Source organism: Mucilaginibacter gracilis, assembly GCF_003633615.1.
GTDB classification, from domain to species: domain Bacteria; phylum Bacteroidota; class Bacteroidia; order Sphingobacteriales; family Sphingobacteriaceae; genus Mucilaginibacter; species Mucilaginibacter gracilis.
The window spans coordinates 2,402,125-2,418,159 of record NZ_RBKU01000001.1 but is presented as its reverse complement, the minus strand read 5'-3'; the positions used below and the strand labels follow the sequence as shown (position 1 = coordinate 2,418,159).

The following is a 16,035-nucleotide window of genomic DNA, read 5'->3' as shown; positions in this document are numbered from 1 at the left end:
GACGGATAGTCTTTAGCCACAAGTATTAAGTTCTAAGTCAGAAAGAGAATAAGCTAACTTTCCACTCAAGACTTAATACTATTAACATGACACTAGTTCATATTTACAATTTACTTCACTGCTTCATCAACCAATGCTTTCAGTTCTTTATAACGTTGGTTGCGCCCGTCGTTCTTAATATAGAAGGTCATCATAAAGGCCGCGTATCCCTTATTATAATCCACCCAGGGGAAACTGCCAAATAAACCCGGACTGGTTACCGCGCCCTTTTCCATAGTCCACTCGCCATAGCCGTAGCCAAAGCCGCCGGCTTCAGTTGGCGAATAGGCTACTTTAACATCGGGTGTAACACGGTTCATCTGCATTTGGGCAATGCTGGCCTCGCTTAATATCCGCCTGCCGTTAAATGTGCCTTTATTCAGTATCATCACTAAAAAATTCATATAATCTTCGGGCGTGCTAATGCCGCTTCCCGCCGGCAGCGGCACTTTCCCGGTACCGTAATCCGTGTTTTTCATATTCAACGGTTTTGCAATTCTTTCGGCAAATAAGGTTTTAAAGCTTTTACCGCCTATTTTTTCAATCACAGCACCGGCTATTTGCAAGCCCACGTTACTGTAACGGAATACTTTGCCGGGTTCGCCTTCCATCGGTAACTGCGCTATGTACTGCATGGCTTCGTCCATGGTACTGATGCTGCGCATTTCGGCCAGGTCGTCTTTCAAAGATGCGGCCATGATACCGGTTTGGTGCGACAGGCACTGGCCAATAGTGATTTTCCCCTTGCCATTTTTACTAAGGATAGGTATGAATTTACCTACAGTATCTGTGAGCTGTAGCTTACCTTCATCCACAAAGGTCATCACCAATGCAGCGCTCAGCCATTTGCTGCAACTGGCAATAGCCTGGCGGGATGAGGGGCTGTAGTCATCCAAATCCGCTGTTTGTCCTTGTTTTTTAGCCATAAATTTGGTCGCCATCTTTTGCAGCATATCCATCTGGTTTACCGAATGGGTATAAACGATCTTGCCGTTATGGTAAACCATCAGGATCACCCGGCCACCCATATTGGAAACGTGGACATCAAGCCATTGATTTACTTTGGTAAAGGGCTGCTGGGCGCAGGCATACCCCAACCTTGTTAGCATCAGCAATAGGAATACGATTTTTTTCAACTTGTATGAATTGATTAGTTACAATTGGCGATCCTGGGATTGTCAGAACTGTTGCATTGAAACAGGTATCTACTTTGACTGTATTTAGGGCTGGGATTATCGGTAACCTCCAGCGGAGCCATCAGTTCGCCTTTATATCCGGGCATGGTAACCTGCTCGGCCGAACCATTGCCCAAAGCTACGTTCTTTGCCGCCTGGTTATTGTTAAAGCTGTAGTCTATCAGTGCATCCAATAAGCGGTATACACCGTAATAATCATAGGCATCGTAAGCGCTCCTGGAATTGGGCAGGTTATGCTCCGTGGTATATTTATAGCCGGCCACCGTTGAAGACTTGAGGTAGTAGAAGTCTTTTTCTGCATTGGCAATATTGATGTTTTTAAAGATGTCGATGGCCAGCCGGTGATCGTTAACGTTATCTTCGTCATACACCTGGGTTATCATCTTCGTATTAGCCGGGAAGCTTGCTAGCTGCGAAGGGGTGATCTGATAGCTGTACCATGGAGCCATCGTGAAAAGGAAACGGCCGTCCTGGCCCCATCCTTTTTCGGTAAAGGCCTTGTAAGACAAGCCTATGGATGCCCCTCCGCCAAACGAATGCCCCATAAAACCTACTTTTTTGGTATCGATTATATTTGGGTAATCTGCGGCAGCTTTGGTAAAACCGGTCCATAGGGTTAAATAGCGATGATCAATGCTGCTGTCTGTCGTCGGATAGGGAACAAATACAACCACATAGCCTTTTTTTGCAATGAAATCGAACAGGCCACGGTTGTATTCCTTGTCTTCTCCGCCGTATGGGTGCGAGTAAAAAATAGTGGGCCTGGCTGTTGTTATTCCGGCGGGATAGAAAATGGTAACCTGTGTTCCGGGATATTCGGTGTTAGGAAAATTAATCTCCGCGACTTTATAACTGCCGTCGGCACCATAGCCCGATGAGGGACGGGAAATGGGCCCTTGCAGGTCATCATCAGTCGGCTCGCTGTTAGATGATGAACCATCCTTTTTAGAACAAGCGGCTATAAGCAGCAATAAAAAACTTAGTTTAAACAGGGTATATTTCATTTTGATGTTTTTAACAATAAATAGTGAACAAGTTGTGCGGGCGGGTTTAATACCGGGTTATGCCGGTGTTAGTGCTGCCCCATTTTATCTTTCATTTTGGCCTTCAATTCTGCTTCAAAAGCCTGGTACTGCTTGTATTGTTCGGCGCTGAACACTTTTTTTAATTCCTCATCCTTATCTTTTTGGATAGCCATGGCAGCCCGGTATTTTTTCAATTTACCATCATCTCCTTTTATAATGGGTTCCATTTTCTGCGCATATTTAAGGTTAATGGCTTGCACCTTCACTATTTGAACGGTATCCAATTGCAACTTGCCTTTCATTAAGCCGGTTTGAAATTGCGCCCTTTGTTCGGGCGTTTTATTTTTCATATTGGCCATGTCCTGCGCTTTGGCGGGTTGCACTAAAGCCGCCAAAACAAGTATGGCGCATGCAATGGCTGTGCTAAATTTGCTAATTATCTTTTTCATATCTCAAAAGCTATTAAGTATTATTAAATATAGTATTTACCATTGAATAGTATATGATGCGCCGCTATTTAACACCAATGTGGCTTTATTGCCGCCCAGAAAGGTGATAGTACCGTTATAGGTAAAGCTTTTGCCCGATGTGGAACTACCCGAAATAGCTACCGTTGCACTCCCCGACAGTATTTGCAATGTTGCTTTATTGGTGATGCGTTAAGTTTTCAAAATTTGTTGTAAATATCTGAATATAAATATATTATAGCCGTTCTTTGATTTTTTGATTTGATTTGACCTTTAGTTTTGGCCTTTTATGATAAGGCGATGAATTCAGGGAAATACGTTTTTGCGCAACTTTTGCACTTTGTTGACCGGTATGAGTTTGAGAAATATGTTTCAAAGTATAACGGCGATTTCAGGACAAGGGACTTCGACTGTTGGAACCAGTTTATTCAGCTGTTCTTTGGGCAGTTAACCTCCCGTAACTCTCTTCGGGATATTTGTGTTTGCTTAAAAGCCCATAAAAACAAATTGTACCATCTCGGTATCCGGAAATACGTAAACCAGTCTACTTTATCCCGTGCAAACGAAAACAGGGATTGCCAGATATTCGCGGATTTCGGTAATTACCTGATCGGAAAGGTTAGGCCGCTCTATGTCAATGAACCGGTTGCTAATGTGGATATTGCCAATGAAGTGTTTGCTTTAGACTCTACAACGGTTTCCCTGAGCCTGAAGCTGTTTAGTTGGGCTCCCGGAAAATATTCGCGCGGTGCTATTAAAATACATACGCTTTTAGACTTAAGGGGGAATATACCCGCTTTTATCCTGATCACCGACGGTAAATACCACGACAGCAATGCCCTTGACACAATAGTTCCGGTTTCAGGGGCCATATATGTTATGGATAAAGCCTATGTCGATTTTATTGCATTATATAATATACACAACAGCGGCGCGTCATTTGTTACACGGGCAAAAGACACCATGGATTACACTGTCATTGAGAGCAACTTCAACATTGACCCACGATCCGGTCTCAGAGGGGACAAGACCATCCTGTTGAATGGATACAGGTCTAAGAAACTTTATCCCGAGCAACTAAGGCTGGTGGAATACTATGACGATGAAAAAGGTGCTGAACTGATATTCTTGACTAATAACTTCGAGGTTTCTGCCCTGGAAGTTGCAAGGCTGTACCGCAACAGATGGCAAATAGAGACTTTTTTTAAATGGATCAAACAGAATTTGACCATTAAATCTCTCTGGGGGCAATCGGAAAATGCGGTAAATACTCACATTTGGGTCGCAATCTGCACTTACTTGATCGTTGCTTGCGTAAAGCATAAGTTGAAAAGCACCCTTTCCATTTACGAAATAATGCAGATTCTTGGGATCTCAGCTTTCGATAAAACTCCTTTGAAGGAGTTATTAACAGAAGATCAAATCATTCAAAATGTCAAAGAACAATCAAACTTGTTTAGTAAAACTTAACGCATCAGTAATAATGTTGCTTTATCAATCACCATATTGGTTGACGTAATGCCCAGCGTGCTGGCAAAAGCATAATTACGGCCAATTTTTGATGTTTGGTTGCCTGTACGATTATAGGTAGTGCTTAACGTATAGGTGCTTGGTGCGGCCTGTAATACCAAACTACCGGTGCTGTTATCGTTTGATGACATGCGTAAGCCATTATAACTGCTGCTGCCGGTGAAGCCGGCGGTAAACTGGCCGGATGAACAGTTGAGCAGGTAATTCCATTTTAACGAATAATTGTAAGCTGGTATTGCGCCTGCTACGCTCGACCGGGTTATCGTGGAGTCCTTTTGTGTACCGCAGATCTGCGTACCCGTTTTGTATACCGTTACCGAACTGTTTACCTGCAAGGCAAATCCGCCGGTGGAGGCCGTTACGGCGCTGGTAGTCAATTCGGCGGCATCAGCTTCTGTAACAGAATCAGTTGAGCTATTTTCCTTTTTGCATGAATTAAGGCTAACACTTAGTGTTGCGGCTAATAGCATACTGGCTATTAGTTTACTGTTTTTTAATGTGAGTTGCATGGTTTTTAATATTTAAAGGTTAATTATCTGATACTTTTAATTAAACAGTTATTTGATTAGTGATGAACGATTACCACACGCTTGCGTACAACAGGGCGTACTACGGTTACATGCGGGCGCACAACTACAGCCCTGGCAGGGGCTACCACAACGGGCCTAACCGGCCTGCGTACTACCACAACTTTACGGGCGGGTGTTACCACTACGCGGGTTTGGGCATTGGCGTATAAACTACCTGTTACTGCCAGCGCGATAATTAAAATGAACTTTTTCATGGTTTTACTTTGTTTTTATAGGTATGACACGTAATACGGGGCGAGTTTTTAGTTTCGGGGTGAACCCTCTAAAACGGGGGTTGAATTAACCGGCAGGTTAGGCGAACTTGCAGGTTTAAACCAGTATACGAAACCATGGCATACCAGTTTAAAAGGGTTATAACTTAAAAAACCGGTGGTTAATCCATAGTTCACCTTTTCGGTTTCGGGCTGGTAGGTACCAAACAACCTGTCCCAGATAATAAACACTCCACCAAAATTTTTATCGATATAAATAGGGTTGCTGCCATGGTGTACCCTGTGCGATGATGGGGTATCCATCACTTTTTCTACCACTCCTAAAGTGCCTACAACTTCTGTATGTAAAAAAAACTGATAAGCCAGGTTAAGTACGTAAGCAATCACAATATAATCAATTGGCATACCCAGCAAAGCAACCGGCACAAAAAACAGCGGGCTAACCAGGGCCGAAAACCAATTGAGCCGGTACGCCGCCGTAAGGTTCATGTGCATGGCCGAATGATGGATCAGGTGAAACGCCCATAGGGGCTTCCAGCTGTGCGATACGCGATGGAACCAGTAATAGATAAAATCAGCAGCAATAAACGTAAACGCGAATATCCAGCCGTTATGAGGCATCTTTAAGGGAGCTAAACGGGCAAAAAAACCGAGGATGCTTAACTGGTAACCGGCAAACAGGTATTTAGAGAACTGGAAACCAACAAACACGGCCAGGTTAGCAAACGTTTCTTTTACATCATAGGCGCTACGGTCTTTCCGCCAGCTCCAGATAATCTCGGCGGTGATAATCACCAGCAGGAAAAGCAAAATGTAAATACGGTATGGACCTATATGATTTTTCATGATCGTAAATTTTTGTGTGATGATCATCGGTCATCTGCACAAATGTGACCATGAAAAGCGGGCAGCGTTACCTAAAAAACGGTAAAGCTGAAAAAACAGCGGGCGAATTGTTAGTTATTCATCCAACTTTTAAACTCCGGTACACGGGCTTTGCTTACCAGGATGCGTTCATCGGGCTCAGGTTTTATTTTGATGAGCAACCGCCCGTTAAAAAAGAAATCCATTTCGGTAATGGCATTACGGTTAACTATAAACTGGCGGTTAGCGCGGTAAAAGGTTTGCGGGTCTAACTGTTGCTCCAGTTGCTCCATAGTAAAGTCCATTATATACTGGCGGTCGTCGGTAGTGCGGGCGTACACTATTTCATTAGCGGTGTAAAACCAGGCTATGCGCAGCGTTTCTACAGGGATCAGCTTCTCTCTGAAATGCACCAGGAACGACCGTTTATAGGGTTTTATCCATTGATTGATCTGCTGCATCAGTAAATTTACGTCTGTATTGCTACCCGTTTGGGGGTTTTGCGCCACCAGGCTTTTAAACTTTTGTAATGACTTTGCTATCTCTTGCTCATCAAAGGGTTTTAGTATATAATCTATCCCATTATTCTTAAAGGCGCGGATGGCATAATCATTATAGGCGGTTACAAAAATAACAGGTTTGGATATGGCGGCGCGCACAAAAATATCAAACGACAAACCATCGGCTAAACGAATATCCATAAAAATAAGGTCGCATGCGTTTGGGTATTCATTAAACCAGGCCACCGCCTCGGCAACCGAACTTAATGTGCTTACAATAGTTAAACCTGCTTCCTGGCTTTGCAATACATAAGCCAGGTTACGCGCGGTTACAGCCTCGTCTTCAACTATTACTACACGTAAAACATTCATGCGTTTAAAGGTAATTTAACTACAAACTGCCCGTCGGCTTTTAATATTTCCAATTCGTGCCGCATCATAATTTTAAACCGCTCGTTCAAATTACCCAATCCTACGCCATTACTGCTTTCGGGCACCGGTATTTCTTGTAAATTATTGCTAATCACCAAGTCACCGGCCTCTATGTAAATTTTCACCTCTAATGGTTTAGCAATCGTTGCTGCGTTATGTTTAACCGCGTTTTCCAGCAAGGGTTGCAAAGTTAAATGGGGCAGTTGGTAACCTAAAAAAGCTTCGGGCACATCAATAATTAACCGGAAAGCACCCTCTAACCGCATATAAATTAATTGTGCAAACGAGCGCAGCATCGTTAACTCTTCATTAACGGTAACCATATTCACTTTTGATTTGGTGATGGCATATCTAAATACATTTGACAACTCGAGTACATACTTTTGCGCCATTACCGGGTTCTCCCTGATTACGCCCGAAAGGCTGCTTAACGAATTAAACAAAAAATGCGGGTTTATTTGATCCTTCAGCAGTTCCAGTTCGGCTAGCATGTAAGCATTCTTTAGCTGTTCGTTTTCAATTGCCTTGCTCTTGCTGTCGCGCAGCAATAAAATCAGCTTGATAACAATGGTTATCAGTACAGTGCTCAAACCTAAACGGCCCAGATAACCCGCGGCAATGCCACCCGGTATCCGGTTAGCACCAAAAAACGTGCGTTGTAGTAAACTTCCGGTTACCATAGCACCAAGTATAATCAAACCATTAACAAAGTAGTATAAGCCATACTGCTTTTGCTGGTGGTAAATTGAAAGTGCTTTGTTTCTGCGTAAATTCAAATAAAACAATAAGTAACAAAACGCCAGGTTAAACAACATCTGGAACGCCAACTCAACCGCGTCGAAATGCCAGTAACGGGCAATAATGCCGTTCTCGCGCAGGGCCAGCAGCTTGCCCGAATTCATCATCAGGGCAATAAGCAGGGAACTGTATCGGGAAATGCGCAGCTCGTTTTTATCCATCAGATAAAGTTATTGAAAATAGCTGTCCAAACAGCTATCATTTAAGGGCGAAGCTGAAAAAATCGGGCGTGAACTTAATCATGGCACCTTAACCTATAGCCGAAGCGGAGCAGTGTAAATACACATAGGTAATAACATCAAGTTAACCAGGCTTTCCGATTGAAATTTTATAAAAACCCGGTTTAATTTTGCACTTAAAAGGCCAAGGGGCCATTAAATCGGTTAATTTAATGGCCCCTTGGCCTGGTGTTTTAATTTTTGTTTAAGCTAAATCGCGCAACGATTTCACTTCGTTATGCGCTGTTCTTAACAGCTCTTTTTCGCGGGTAATAATCTCCCTTAAAAAAGCCGGAAGCCCTTCGTCTTCTAAAGCACTTTTGTAGGCCTTTTGGGCGGCATCTTCGCCGGCCTCGCAATTTGCAAGTATAGCCTTACGGTCGCTTCCGGTAAATACAGCCTTCACATCCATCCAGGCACGGTACAGTTTACCGCTGTTGGTGCTGCCAGTTTCCATATCTTCGCCATAAGCCTGTATCTCGGTACCAAGTTCCATTTTACATTGGTGGCTTTGCTGAATGTAGTTGGTAAACAGAGGCCTTAAATCGGCATCCTGCTCAGTCAATTCTTTGAGGGCTTTTTCATAGCCTTCTATCCTATCATTGTTGATCAATACCAGATCGTTCAACGCGTCAACGGTTGCTTCTTTAGTTTCCATGGTGATTATTGTTTTATATAATTTACAACCAAGAAACTTTTATAATGTTTAGGTTAATTTTAAAAACTTTAAGTTTCATTATTTTATCAACCAGCATCGGCAGGGGGGAAATATGGTGTTTTATTTTAATGCAATTCTCGTTTTCTATGTTTTTGTAAAAGATAGTTAAACATAAGGGGTACCGCCTGTTTTCCATAAGCAGGTCAAAAAAAAATCTAATTATCCCAATTCAAAAACATATTACGGTACTTTGCCCCTATCAAGCATGAATAGCAAAACAGCACATCCGCACCTCACCCCGTTAACACTTTGGGTTATAACCATAGCCACCGGTTTAATTGTAGCCAACCTGTATTACAACCAGCCGTTGCTTAGCCTGGTTTCTAAAACATTTAATGTAAGCGAAGATAAAGCCGGCCTCATTTCTATGCTCACACAGTTGGGGTATGCCGCAGGCATGTTATTTTTAGCACCCTTGGCCGATAAAATGAAACGTAAACGGTTAATGATGATTGATTTTGTTTTCATCCTCATATCGCTTATTGCCGCAGGTATAGCTCCCAACATTAATATATTAATTGTAGCCAGCTTTTTTATAGGAGCATCGTCTATGATACCACAGTTGCTGGTGCCTATGGCGGCACATTTGGCCACGCCCGATAGCCGGGGCAAAGTAGTGGGCCAGGTAATGAGCGGCTTGCTAATAGGCATTTTACTATCGCGAACGTTAAGTGGTTTTATTGGCCAGCACTTTGGCTGGCGCGCCATGTTTTTAATAGCGGCAGCTTTAATGCTTGTGATATGGGCATTCCTTTTCTTTTTATTGCCGGAGGTTGAACCAGAATACAGCGGAACATATAGCGCCTTAATGCTATCAATGGTTGCTTTGTTTAAAAACGAACCCAAGCTGAGGTTGGCCGCCTTTAGGGGAGCCTGTGTATTTGGCTGCTTTGGCGCCTTTTGGACAACCCTTACCTTCCTGCTCCAACAACCTCAGTTTGATACCGGCAGCCAAACCGCCGGCCTTTTTGGGCTGGTAGGCGTAGCCGGTGCTTTAGGCGCATCGGCAATGGGCCGCATAAGTGATAAAACCGACCCTTATTATGTAACCACCGCAACAATTGCAGCGGTTATTGTATCTTACATTGTTTTTATGCTCTCCGGCTCCAGCCTGGTTGGTTTGGTTATCGGGGTTATTTTGTTGGATATGGGTGTGCAAGGCACACATATATCAAACCAAACCATGGTATTGGCCCTGCACCCCGAAGCCCGCAACCGCATTAACACGGTTTATATGGTATCATACTTTATAGGTGGCTCAATAGGCACCTATCTTGCCAGTCATTTCTGGTCGGCATACCAGTGGACGGGCGTATGTATCATTGGCCTCATCTTCTCGGGCGGTGCCCTAACAGCCCATTTGCTTTGCCGTAAAATAGCTATGGCCAAATAGCCGGGCGAAGATTATTGAAGTGTGATAGGTTACTTTGACGACTGCATTTTCCATGTAAATTGGAAGTAAAGTTTATGTATATTGGAAATAGAACTTATGTAAATTGGAAGTAATTGATATTTTTGAGTAACTTTATAACTTATGAGTAAATTTATTCAGAGGCAAATTGCGCCTATAATTAGTGCTCAAAAAAGCAAGTTTCCTGTTTTGGCACTTACCGGGCCAAGACAATCGGGTAAAACAACTTTACTTAAAGAACTATTTAGCGATTACCGTTATGTAAGCCTGGAAAATCCAAACATGCGTTCGTTTGCTTTGGATGATCCGATAGGCTTCTTGAACCAATACGATCAAAAAGTCATTTTAGACGAAGTACAACGGGTACCCGAACTCTTTTCGTATATCCAGGGCCGGGTTGATGAATCCAAAATAATGGGCCAATACATCTTATCCGGTTCTCAAAATTTTCATTTATTAAATAGCATCACACAAACTTTGGCAGGCAGGGTTGCCCTGTTTAAATTACTGCCATTAGATTTTACCGAACTAAAACGGCCTGGTATATTACCAAATTCATCAAGCAAAGCCGCTATAAAAGGCTTCTATCCGGCCATATTTGATAGGGATATAGACCCCGTGATTTTTTACGCTAACTATATTCAAACCTATATAGAAAAGGACGTGACGGAGCTGATGAATATAAGGGACTTGAAGTTATTTCGCACTTTTTTAAGTTTATGTGCGGGCAGAGCCGGGCAATTGCTCAATTTTAGTGCTTTGGCTAACGAATGCGATATATCTCATCATACAGCCAAAGCCTGGTTGTCTATACTGGAAAGTAGTTATATCATTTTTCTTTTGCAGCCTTATCATCAAAACTTTAACAAGCGTTTAATTAAAAGTCCTAAGTTATATTTTTACGATACAGGTTTATTAAATCATTTACTGGGGATACGAACCGCCGAAGAATTGGAAGAAAACAGATTGAAAGGCCATATTTTTGAAAACATGATATTGGCCGAATATCAAAAACAGAACCATCATCTATACCTACATCATGATTATTATTTCTGGCAGGATAGTAATGGCTATGAGGTTGATCTGTTAATGAAAAAAGGACAGGGCTTTTCTATTTTCGAGATCAAGGCAACAAAAACTATAAGTACCGCTTTATTTAAAGAGATGGATCGCTTTGAAGAAATTGCGTCTCCTGCACCTGTAAGCAAAACGCTTATTTATGGCGGAAGCGAAAACGAGAAAAGAACCAAGTATAATGTTGTGAGCTGGCAAAACATTCACTCATAACGTTCTTAATCCTCCTTTTGAAGAATGACTGTTTACCACATTTGATTTTGCCGAATGCTGCGCCGTTAGGTGCAATAGCTCGATAGAAATCAGGACCAAATCTTTTTTGCGCCGTTAGGTGCAATACTTAACTTTATCTCTATTGACCACCATTCCCCACAACCTGTAGTTTTTACCAAACTGTATTTTGCATTATAAGCTTCATTAGTATTAAATTTCTCAAATAAAACCGCCAATAGGGCTTGCTACGTATTTGTTTAAAACAAAAATACAAGCATTGTCAAGTTTGGCATTTTATTGGCAAGGCTACTATCAAAGGAGTAATTCATGATGATAGTCACCAAAAAATCAACAACTGAAAATACGGACGACAAGGAATGGGAAAATCCTTTAAACCCGGAAGAACCAACCGATGCGCGCGACAAAGAACAAGCTAAACGCCTGTACGAAGAAGCAAAAAGACAAAAGGAAAATTTAACCGACACAGACGATACCAATAACAACGGCTAAATATTAAAACATTCAACCTTAAAAACACCACTATGAAAACCTACAAAACAACATCGGTAAGCCAATTAGTTGCAAGTTTTGACAACGAGTTGAAAAACCTTTTGCTCGACGATTTAAAAGCCATTAAAACCGCAAAACAAAAGCTAATTAATGCAGGGCTCAACCAAGGCAGTTTAACCGCTGCCTAACTATCATATACATATATCTACCTATTTTAACATTCACCTCTACCCTATGGAAAGTTTATCCTGGCCCGAAAGGCCGGGATTTATTTTTTTGTGGTGTACTGTACAATAAGCTCGGCTGCTTTTGCCGACGCGCCGGGTTTACCCATTCGTTGGTCCAACTCGGTATAATTTTTCAGCATGCTTTCGCGATAAGTGGTGTTATGCAACAGCATTTCCAGTTCGGCATTCGCGGCATCAGCACTATAGTCGCCTTGTATCAATTCTTTAACTACCAGCCTGTCCATAATTAAATTAACCAGCGATATAAACCTGATTTTGATAAGCATACGCGCTATACCAATAGTAACCGGATGCCCTTTGTACACAACCACCTGTGGCACATGGAATAAGGCGGCTTCCAACGTGGCCGTGCCCGATGCTACAATGGCAGCCTTCGCATTTTTTAAAATATCATAAGTAACATCAAAAAGTACAGGGATAGCCTGCCCGCCTATAAATTGCTCATAAAAATCTGGTTTAAAGGATGGCGCACCCGCTACAACAAATTGATATTGCGGAAATTTACCGGCCAGTGCTACCATGCCCGGCAATAAATAGTTAATTTCCTGTTTACGGCTTCCGGGCAAAAGTGCTACAATTGGTTTTTCGGTCAGTTTATAATGGTCAATAAAATCCGGATTAGGTTTAAATGCCGATACAGCATCAAGCAAAGGGTTGCCCACATAGTCAACCTTCATTCCCCATCCTTTGTAAAAGTCAACCTCAAAGGGCAGTATGCAAAACATATAGTCAACCACGCGTTTTATTTTCAAAACCCGTTTTTGGTTCCAGGCCCAAACCTTGGGCGATATATAGTAGCACACCAATATACCATTGGCCTTGGCAAATTGGGCTATCTTTAAATTAAATCCGGGGAAATCAATCAATATCAAAACATCGGGTTGCCATGTTAAAATATCCTGCTTACAGGCTTTAAGGTTACCTAAAATAGTGCGCAGGTTAAAAGCAACTTCCACAAAACCCATAAAAGCCATATCGGCATAATGCTTTACCAACTCGCCGCCCTCGGCCTCCATCAGGTTGCCGCCAAAATATCTAAATTCGGAATTAGCATCACGCTCTTTAAGGCCCTTCATCAGGTTTGAGCCATGCAAATCTCCCGAGGCTTCGCCGGCAACTAAATAATATCGCATATCAACATTTTAATTTAAATATAATTAAGGCAATAATTAGTGTGCTGATAATTAAGCCATACCCGGCAACTTCTTTATCGTTACGGATAAAATAACGCAGAATAAACAAATTAACAGCTATAGCAATGAAATAAGGAATAGCTGGCCGGTTTAAAAAAACCAGGCCTTTAAATACAACTTCAAAAACAACATAAGTAATAACCGGCACAATAACGCCCGATATTAAACCGCCTACAAATTCAACCTTTTTAGCCATCGCTTTTTAGTAGCCTTAAATAACAGTAATAAATACCGCAAAACTAAGCGCAATTATATTATAAACTGTAGTTTAACATAAAACACCTAAAATTCATTAAAACACTACCGTTTTTTAATTTTCAATTAATAGCACTAAGGTAGTTTGGCTGCATGAAAAAAAGCATCATGTTATTAATAGCTATGGTTAGCTGCTGCTGTGCTGTTTTTGCGCAAAAATTTGTTCCGAAAATTGAGGCTGGCACCGAGATGACCTACACCGTATCCATGAACGGCGAAAGCATCCAGTTTCAACTGAATGTAAATAGCATTGGCGACTCGGTAAAAATGACCTGGGAAGTTGCTAAATACGGTTCGGGCCAATATGTGATGGCAGCGCAGAGTTTAGAAAACGGCAACAAAATGACATTGCAAGCTCCCGAACCCGACGAAACAACTAAGCTATCAAACTCGGAAACGATGGTTTTTATTTCCAGATCGGCCTATAAAAGCATAGCCAAAAATCAGGAAATGGAATTTGATAACCTGAAATATATTTTAACCAAAGATGCCACCCCGGCCATAAAAATTGACAACAAAGAACTGGATGTGCTGCACGCCATATCAACCGATGGTAAAAACGAAATGTGGGTGTTAAACAACCCTGCTTTTCCGCTAATTTGCAAAACCAAAAACGGCACCGCTGGCGCAAGCTTTACCTTACAATCAATCAGGTAAAATATCCTTTCGCTAAAACCGGTAATGGTAGTTAATGCCTAAATGCTTACTTTTAAGGCATGAAAAAACTGCATTTACTTATATTACTTGCTTTAGTTTTAAGCAATGCCGCGCTGGCGCAAAAATATATGGCATTTATATACAAAGGTAAGGAATAAATAAAACTTCTCAGTTTACGGGTTCCCGTAAAAAATCTGCAATAATCAAAGCTACTTTTGAGCATGGAAACAGTATTAGCGTACGTACATGCCGGAAGTAGCTTTTGGTTTGGTGGGGTTGAGTTTATTAAAACAGGGTCTACTTATCACAAACTGTATATTTGTACCATAGCAAATACGACCATGACCGTGCATATTACCGGCGCGGCCTGTGTTTCAACAAAAAAAGTTTAAATTTTTATAACAAATTAATAATCAGTTTGTTATATTTGCACCATGACTTTCAGAAACATCATTGAGTTAGCAACCAAGTTCAAAACAGAGAAGGATTGCCACCAATATTTAGCCGCTCAGCGCTGGGACACCGGCGTATTGGAATGCCCACATTGCACCCACGATCAAGCTTATGTATTTAAGGACGGCATTCGCTATGAGTGCAAAAAATGCAATCTGCAGTTTACTGCCAAAACCAAAACATTTATGGAAGGTAGTAAGTTGCCTACTGTAAAATGGTTAATGGCGCTTTACCTGGTTATGCACAAGAAAGGTATAAGCTCAGTTCAGTTAGCTAAAGATGTATCGGTTACACAAAAGACTGCATGGTTTATGTTACAGCGCATACGCGCAGCTTTTAGTAACGATAGCAAAGAAAGCCTGAAAGGAACCGTTGAGATTGATGAAACGTTCGTTGGTGGCAAAAATAAGAACAGGCACTACGCTAAACGCATGGAGTATAAAGAATTAACTGGTCGTACATTCCCCGATAAAACCACAGTATTCGGTATGTACGAAAGGGAAACTGGTAAGGTTCGTGCCATGGTTATTAGCCGTCAGGAATTTAGAAGCCTGGCCCGAATAGTAACATACAATATTCAGCCGGGATCTACCTTAATGACCGACGATTGGAGTGGCTATAACGCGTTAGATAAGATGTACACCCGCCATTCAATAGATCATGGTAAATGGATATATGCAGATGGTGATATCACGACCAACCGCGTAGAAAATTTCTGGTCGCACTTTAAACGCGGGCTTAATGGAACTTACATATCGGTTAGCCCGAGGCATTTAAATAAGTATGTAAAAGAATTTGAGTTTAGATTTAATAATCGTAACTTCGATGTACAGCAGCAGATAAACAATGTACTATCTATCGGAAACGTTCGTTTGAAGTACAAAGAATTGATAGCTGCTTAAAAAACTCTGACAAATGAAAAAAGAAACCCAAGTAAAAACCGGGGCTTCTACAAACCAGCCAACGCCGGCGCCAAAGGTTAACAGCGGCGACCGTCAGTTTGACCAGTTTGTGCATCAAGCCCTGCAAGCTGTATTTAAACCAAAAAAGTAAAATGGCTAAATTACAAATCGAAAGCAATGTTGCAGAACTTCAAAGTATTGCAAATGAAATACAAGTATTGTTAGATCGATTCAATAATTTTGAACTTACCGTTTCGGTACCTTTCGACCCGGAAGTGGATTCCGCAGAGACGGTGAATCATTATTCGTCGAAGGCTTAGATTGAATTTCTTTTAGCTTTTTGTCTTTAATATCTTCAATTGCTTTTTCGGCTTCTTTGCCCCAATCCTTTAATTTAATAGTTTTCATAATTTACATTTAATGTTAGCACTACAAATGTAAAAAAATAGCCGACTTAACATCGGCTATTTGTGCTTAACGCGGAAATATCAACCACCAAAAGCAAAGCAGGTAATATTTTATTGTGCGTA

Annotated in this window: 22 protein-coding genes; 9 read left to right on the top strand and 13 right to left on the bottom strand. The window is 41.6% G+C overall.

Going from position 1 to position 16,035, the window contains the following annotated elements; all coding sequences use genetic code 11:
* Nucleotides 1–110: 110 nt before the first annotated feature.
* From BDD43_RS10365 to BDD43_RS29995, 4 genes are all read right to left on the bottom strand, one after another.
* Nucleotides 111–1,175, bottom strand: coding sequence for a serine hydrolase domain-containing protein (locus BDD43_RS10365; protein WP_121197606.1), 1,065 nt, complete (start codon nucleotides 1,173–1,175; stop codon nucleotides 111–113).
* Between the two features lie 14 nt (nucleotides 1,176–1,189).
* Nucleotides 1,190–2,239, bottom strand: a complete 1,050-nt coding sequence (locus tag BDD43_RS10360; protein WP_121197605.1) for an alpha/beta hydrolase — start codon at nucleotides 2,237–2,239, stop codon at nucleotides 1,190–1,192.
* Nucleotides 2,240–2,307: 68 nt separating this feature from the next.
* Complete coding sequence (locus BDD43_RS10355; RefSeq protein ID WP_121197604.1) at nucleotides 2,308–2,709, bottom strand: hypothetical protein; 402 nt, start codon at nucleotides 2,707–2,709, stop codon at nucleotides 2,308–2,310.
* A 36-nt stretch (nucleotides 2,710–2,745) separates the two neighbouring features.
* Nucleotides 2,746–2,898: a hypothetical protein gene (locus BDD43_RS29995; RefSeq protein ID WP_162847030.1), complete on the bottom strand. Its 153-nt coding sequence runs from the start codon at nucleotides 2,896–2,898 to the stop codon at nucleotides 2,746–2,748.
* Between the two features lie 129 nt (nucleotides 2,899–3,027).
* Between BDD43_RS29995 and BDD43_RS10350 the strand changes: the two genes are divergently transcribed.
* Nucleotides 3,028–4,197, top strand: coding sequence for an IS4 family transposase (locus BDD43_RS10350; RefSeq protein WP_121196589.1), 1,170 nt, complete (start codon nucleotides 3,028–3,030; stop codon nucleotides 4,195–4,197).
* On the opposite strand, the gene BDD43_RS10345 is transcribed toward BDD43_RS10350, so the two are convergent.
* The 6 genes from BDD43_RS10345 to BDD43_RS10320 form a co-directional block, all read right to left on the bottom strand.
* Nucleotides 4,194–4,766 carry a hypothetical protein gene (locus BDD43_RS10345; RefSeq protein WP_121197603.1) on the bottom strand — a complete coding sequence of 191 codons (573 nt, stop codon included), beginning with the start codon at nucleotides 4,764–4,766 and terminating at the stop codon, nucleotides 4,194–4,196. The genes BDD43_RS10350 and BDD43_RS10345 overlap by 4 nt on opposite strands.
* Nucleotides 4,767–4,822: 56 nt before the next feature.
* Nucleotides 4,823–5,041, bottom strand: a complete 219-nt coding sequence (locus BDD43_RS10340; RefSeq protein WP_121197602.1) for a hypothetical protein — start codon at nucleotides 5,039–5,041, stop codon at nucleotides 4,823–4,825.
* A gap of 48 nt (nucleotides 5,042–5,089) precedes the next feature.
* A complete protein-coding gene (locus BDD43_RS10335; protein ID WP_162847029.1) occupies nucleotides 5,090–5,905 on the bottom strand; it encodes a sterol desaturase family protein in 816 nt (271 codons plus the stop codon).
* A 110-nt stretch (nucleotides 5,906–6,015) separates the two neighbouring features.
* Nucleotides 6,016–6,795 carry a LytR/AlgR family response regulator transcription factor gene (locus tag BDD43_RS10330; protein ID WP_121197600.1) on the bottom strand — a complete coding sequence of 260 codons (780 nt, stop codon included), beginning with the start codon at nucleotides 6,793–6,795 and terminating at the stop codon, nucleotides 6,016–6,018.
* Nucleotides 6,792–7,814, bottom strand: coding sequence for a sensor histidine kinase (locus BDD43_RS10325; protein WP_121197599.1), 1,023 nt, complete (start codon nucleotides 7,812–7,814; stop codon nucleotides 6,792–6,794). Before BDD43_RS10325 ends, BDD43_RS10330 begins: the two co-directional genes overlap by 4 nt.
* Before the next feature lie 262 nt (nucleotides 7,815–8,076).
* Nucleotides 8,077–8,529 (bottom strand): PA2169 family four-helix-bundle protein, encoded by a 453-nt coding sequence (locus tag BDD43_RS10320; protein WP_121197598.1) that lies wholly within the window; start codon nucleotides 8,527–8,529, stop codon nucleotides 8,077–8,079.
* Nucleotides 8,530–8,794: 265 nt separating this feature from the next.
* On the opposite strand from BDD43_RS10320, the gene BDD43_RS10315 reads away from it, so the two are divergent.
* The 4 genes from BDD43_RS10315 to BDD43_RS29990 all read left to right on the top strand — a co-directional run bounded on the left by BDD43_RS10315 (nucleotide 8,795) and on the right by BDD43_RS29990 (nucleotide 11,985).
* Nucleotides 8,795–9,982 carry an MFS transporter gene (locus tag BDD43_RS10315; RefSeq protein WP_121197597.1) on the top strand — a complete coding sequence of 396 codons (1,188 nt, stop codon included), beginning with the start codon at nucleotides 8,795–8,797 and terminating at the stop codon, nucleotides 9,980–9,982.
* Nucleotides 9,983–10,123: 141 nt separating this feature from the next.
* Nucleotides 10,124–11,287, top strand: coding sequence for an ATP-binding protein (locus BDD43_RS10310; RefSeq protein WP_121197596.1), 1,164 nt, complete (start codon nucleotides 10,124–10,126; stop codon nucleotides 11,285–11,287).
* Between the two features lie 327 nt (nucleotides 11,288–11,614).
* Nucleotides 11,615–11,797 (top strand): hypothetical protein, encoded by a 183-nt coding sequence (locus tag BDD43_RS10305; RefSeq protein WP_121197595.1) that lies wholly within the window; start codon nucleotides 11,615–11,617, stop codon nucleotides 11,795–11,797.
* A 32-nt stretch (nucleotides 11,798–11,829) separates the two neighbouring features.
* On the top strand, nucleotides 11,830–11,985 hold the full coding sequence (locus BDD43_RS29990) for a hypothetical protein (RefSeq protein ID WP_162847028.1): 156 nt from the start codon (nucleotides 11,830–11,832) through the stop codon (nucleotides 11,983–11,985).
* An 80-nt stretch (nucleotides 11,986–12,065) separates the two neighbouring features.
* On the opposite strand, the gene lpxB is transcribed toward BDD43_RS29990, so the two are convergent.
* Together lpxB and BDD43_RS10295 are read right to left on the bottom strand one after the other, a co-directional pair.
* Nucleotides 12,066–13,178 carry a lipid-A-disaccharide synthase gene (lpxB, locus tag BDD43_RS10300; protein WP_121197594.1) on the bottom strand — a complete coding sequence of 371 codons (1,113 nt, stop codon included), beginning with the start codon at nucleotides 13,176–13,178 and terminating at the stop codon, nucleotides 12,066–12,068.
* Between the two features lies 1 nt (nucleotide 13,179).
* Nucleotides 13,180–13,434, bottom strand: coding sequence for a hypothetical protein (locus tag BDD43_RS10295; protein ID WP_121197593.1), 255 nt, complete (start codon nucleotides 13,432–13,434; stop codon nucleotides 13,180–13,182).
* 152 nt (nucleotides 13,435–13,586) lie between these two features.
* Between BDD43_RS10295 and BDD43_RS10290 the strand changes: the two genes are divergently transcribed.
* The 4 genes from BDD43_RS10290 (at nucleotide 13,587) to BDD43_RS29980 (ending at nucleotide 15,656) form a co-directional block, all read left to right on the top strand.
* Complete coding sequence (locus BDD43_RS10290) at nucleotides 13,587–14,150, top strand: hypothetical protein (protein WP_121197592.1); 564 nt, start codon at nucleotides 13,587–13,589, stop codon at nucleotides 14,148–14,150.
* Nucleotides 14,151–14,371: 221 nt separating this feature from the next.
* Nucleotides 14,372–14,542 (top strand): hypothetical protein, encoded by a 171-nt coding sequence (locus BDD43_RS29985; RefSeq protein WP_162847027.1) that lies wholly within the window; start codon nucleotides 14,372–14,374, stop codon nucleotides 14,540–14,542.
* Nucleotides 14,543–14,584: 42 nt separating this feature from the next.
* Nucleotides 14,585–15,505 (top strand): IS1595 family transposase, encoded by a 921-nt coding sequence (locus BDD43_RS10285; RefSeq protein ID WP_121197591.1) that lies wholly within the window; start codon nucleotides 14,585–14,587, stop codon nucleotides 15,503–15,505.
* Between the two features lie 13 nt (nucleotides 15,506–15,518).
* Complete coding sequence (locus tag BDD43_RS29980) at nucleotides 15,519–15,656, top strand: hypothetical protein (protein ID WP_162847026.1); 138 nt, start codon at nucleotides 15,519–15,521, stop codon at nucleotides 15,654–15,656.
* Nucleotides 15,657–15,751: 95 nt separating this feature from the next.
* Here the strand turns inward: BDD43_RS29980 and BDD43_RS29975 are convergent, their stop codons facing one another.
* Complete coding sequence (locus BDD43_RS29975; RefSeq protein ID WP_162847025.1) at nucleotides 15,752–15,913, bottom strand: hypothetical protein; 162 nt, start codon at nucleotides 15,911–15,913, stop codon at nucleotides 15,752–15,754.
* Nucleotides 15,914–16,035: the final 122 nt, after the last annotated feature.

Bases quoted from the DNA above. Each gene is read 5' to 3' on its own strand.
- BDD43_RS10335 (WP_162847029.1), bottom strand. From the start codon at position 5,905: ATGAAAAATCATATAGGTCCATACCGTATTTACATTTTGCTTTTCCTG.
- BDD43_RS29990 (WP_162847028.1), top strand. From the start codon at position 11,830: ATGAAAACCTACAAAACAACATCGGTAAGCCAATTAGTTGCAAGTTTT.
- lpxB (WP_121197594.1), bottom strand. From the start codon at position 13,178: ATGCGATATTATTTAGTTGCCGGCGAAGCCTCGGGAGATTTGCATGGC.
- BDD43_RS10315 (WP_121197597.1), top strand. From the start codon at position 8,795: ATGAATAGCAAAACAGCACATCCGCACCTCACCCCGTTAACACTTTGG.
- BDD43_RS10320 (WP_121197598.1), bottom strand. From the start codon at position 8,529: ATGGAAACTAAAGAAGCAACCGTTGACGCGTTGAACGATCTGGTATTG.
- BDD43_RS10330 (WP_121197600.1), bottom strand. From the start codon at position 6,795: ATGAATGTTTTACGTGTAGTAATAGTTGAAGACGAGGCTGTAACCGCG.
- BDD43_RS10295 (WP_121197593.1), bottom strand. From the start codon at position 13,434: ATGGCTAAAAAGGTTGAATTTGTAGGCGGTTTAATATCGGGCGTTATT.
- BDD43_RS29985 (WP_162847027.1), top strand. From the start codon at position 14,372: ATGGAAACAGTATTAGCGTACGTACATGCCGGAAGTAGCTTTTGGTTT.
- BDD43_RS10360 (WP_121197605.1), bottom strand. From the start codon at position 2,239: ATGAAATATACCCTGTTTAAACTAAGTTTTTTATTGCTGCTTATAGCC.
- BDD43_RS10345 (WP_121197603.1), bottom strand. From the start codon at position 4,766: ATGCAACTCACATTAAAAAACAGTAAACTAATAGCCAGTATGCTATTA.
- BDD43_RS10325 (WP_121197599.1), bottom strand. From the start codon at position 7,814: ATGGATAAAAACGAGCTGCGCATTTCCCGATACAGTTCCCTGCTTATT.
- BDD43_RS29980 (WP_162847026.1), top strand. From the start codon at position 15,519: ATGAAAAAAGAAACCCAAGTAAAAACCGGGGCTTCTACAAACCAGCCA.
- BDD43_RS10290 (WP_121197592.1), top strand. From the start codon at position 13,587: ATGAAAAAAAGCATCATGTTATTAATAGCTATGGTTAGCTGCTGCTGT.
- BDD43_RS10355 (WP_121197604.1), bottom strand. From the start codon at position 2,709: ATGAAAAAGATAATTAGCAAATTTAGCACAGCCATTGCATGCGCCATA.
- BDD43_RS10310 (WP_121197596.1), top strand. From the start codon at position 10,124: ATGAGTAAATTTATTCAGAGGCAAATTGCGCCTATAATTAGTGCTCAA.
- BDD43_RS10305 (WP_121197595.1), top strand. From the start codon at position 11,615: ATGATGATAGTCACCAAAAAATCAACAACTGAAAATACGGACGACAAG.
- BDD43_RS10350 (WP_121196589.1), top strand. From the start codon at position 3,028: ATGAATTCAGGGAAATACGTTTTTGCGCAACTTTTGCACTTTGTTGAC.
- BDD43_RS10340 (WP_121197602.1), bottom strand. From the start codon at position 5,041: ATGAAAAAGTTCATTTTAATTATCGCGCTGGCAGTAACAGGTAGTTTA.
- BDD43_RS29975 (WP_162847025.1), bottom strand. From the start codon at position 15,913: ATGAAAACTATTAAATTAAAGGATTGGGGCAAAGAAGCCGAAAAAGCA.
- BDD43_RS10285 (WP_121197591.1), top strand. From the start codon at position 14,585: ATGACTTTCAGAAACATCATTGAGTTAGCAACCAAGTTCAAAACAGAG.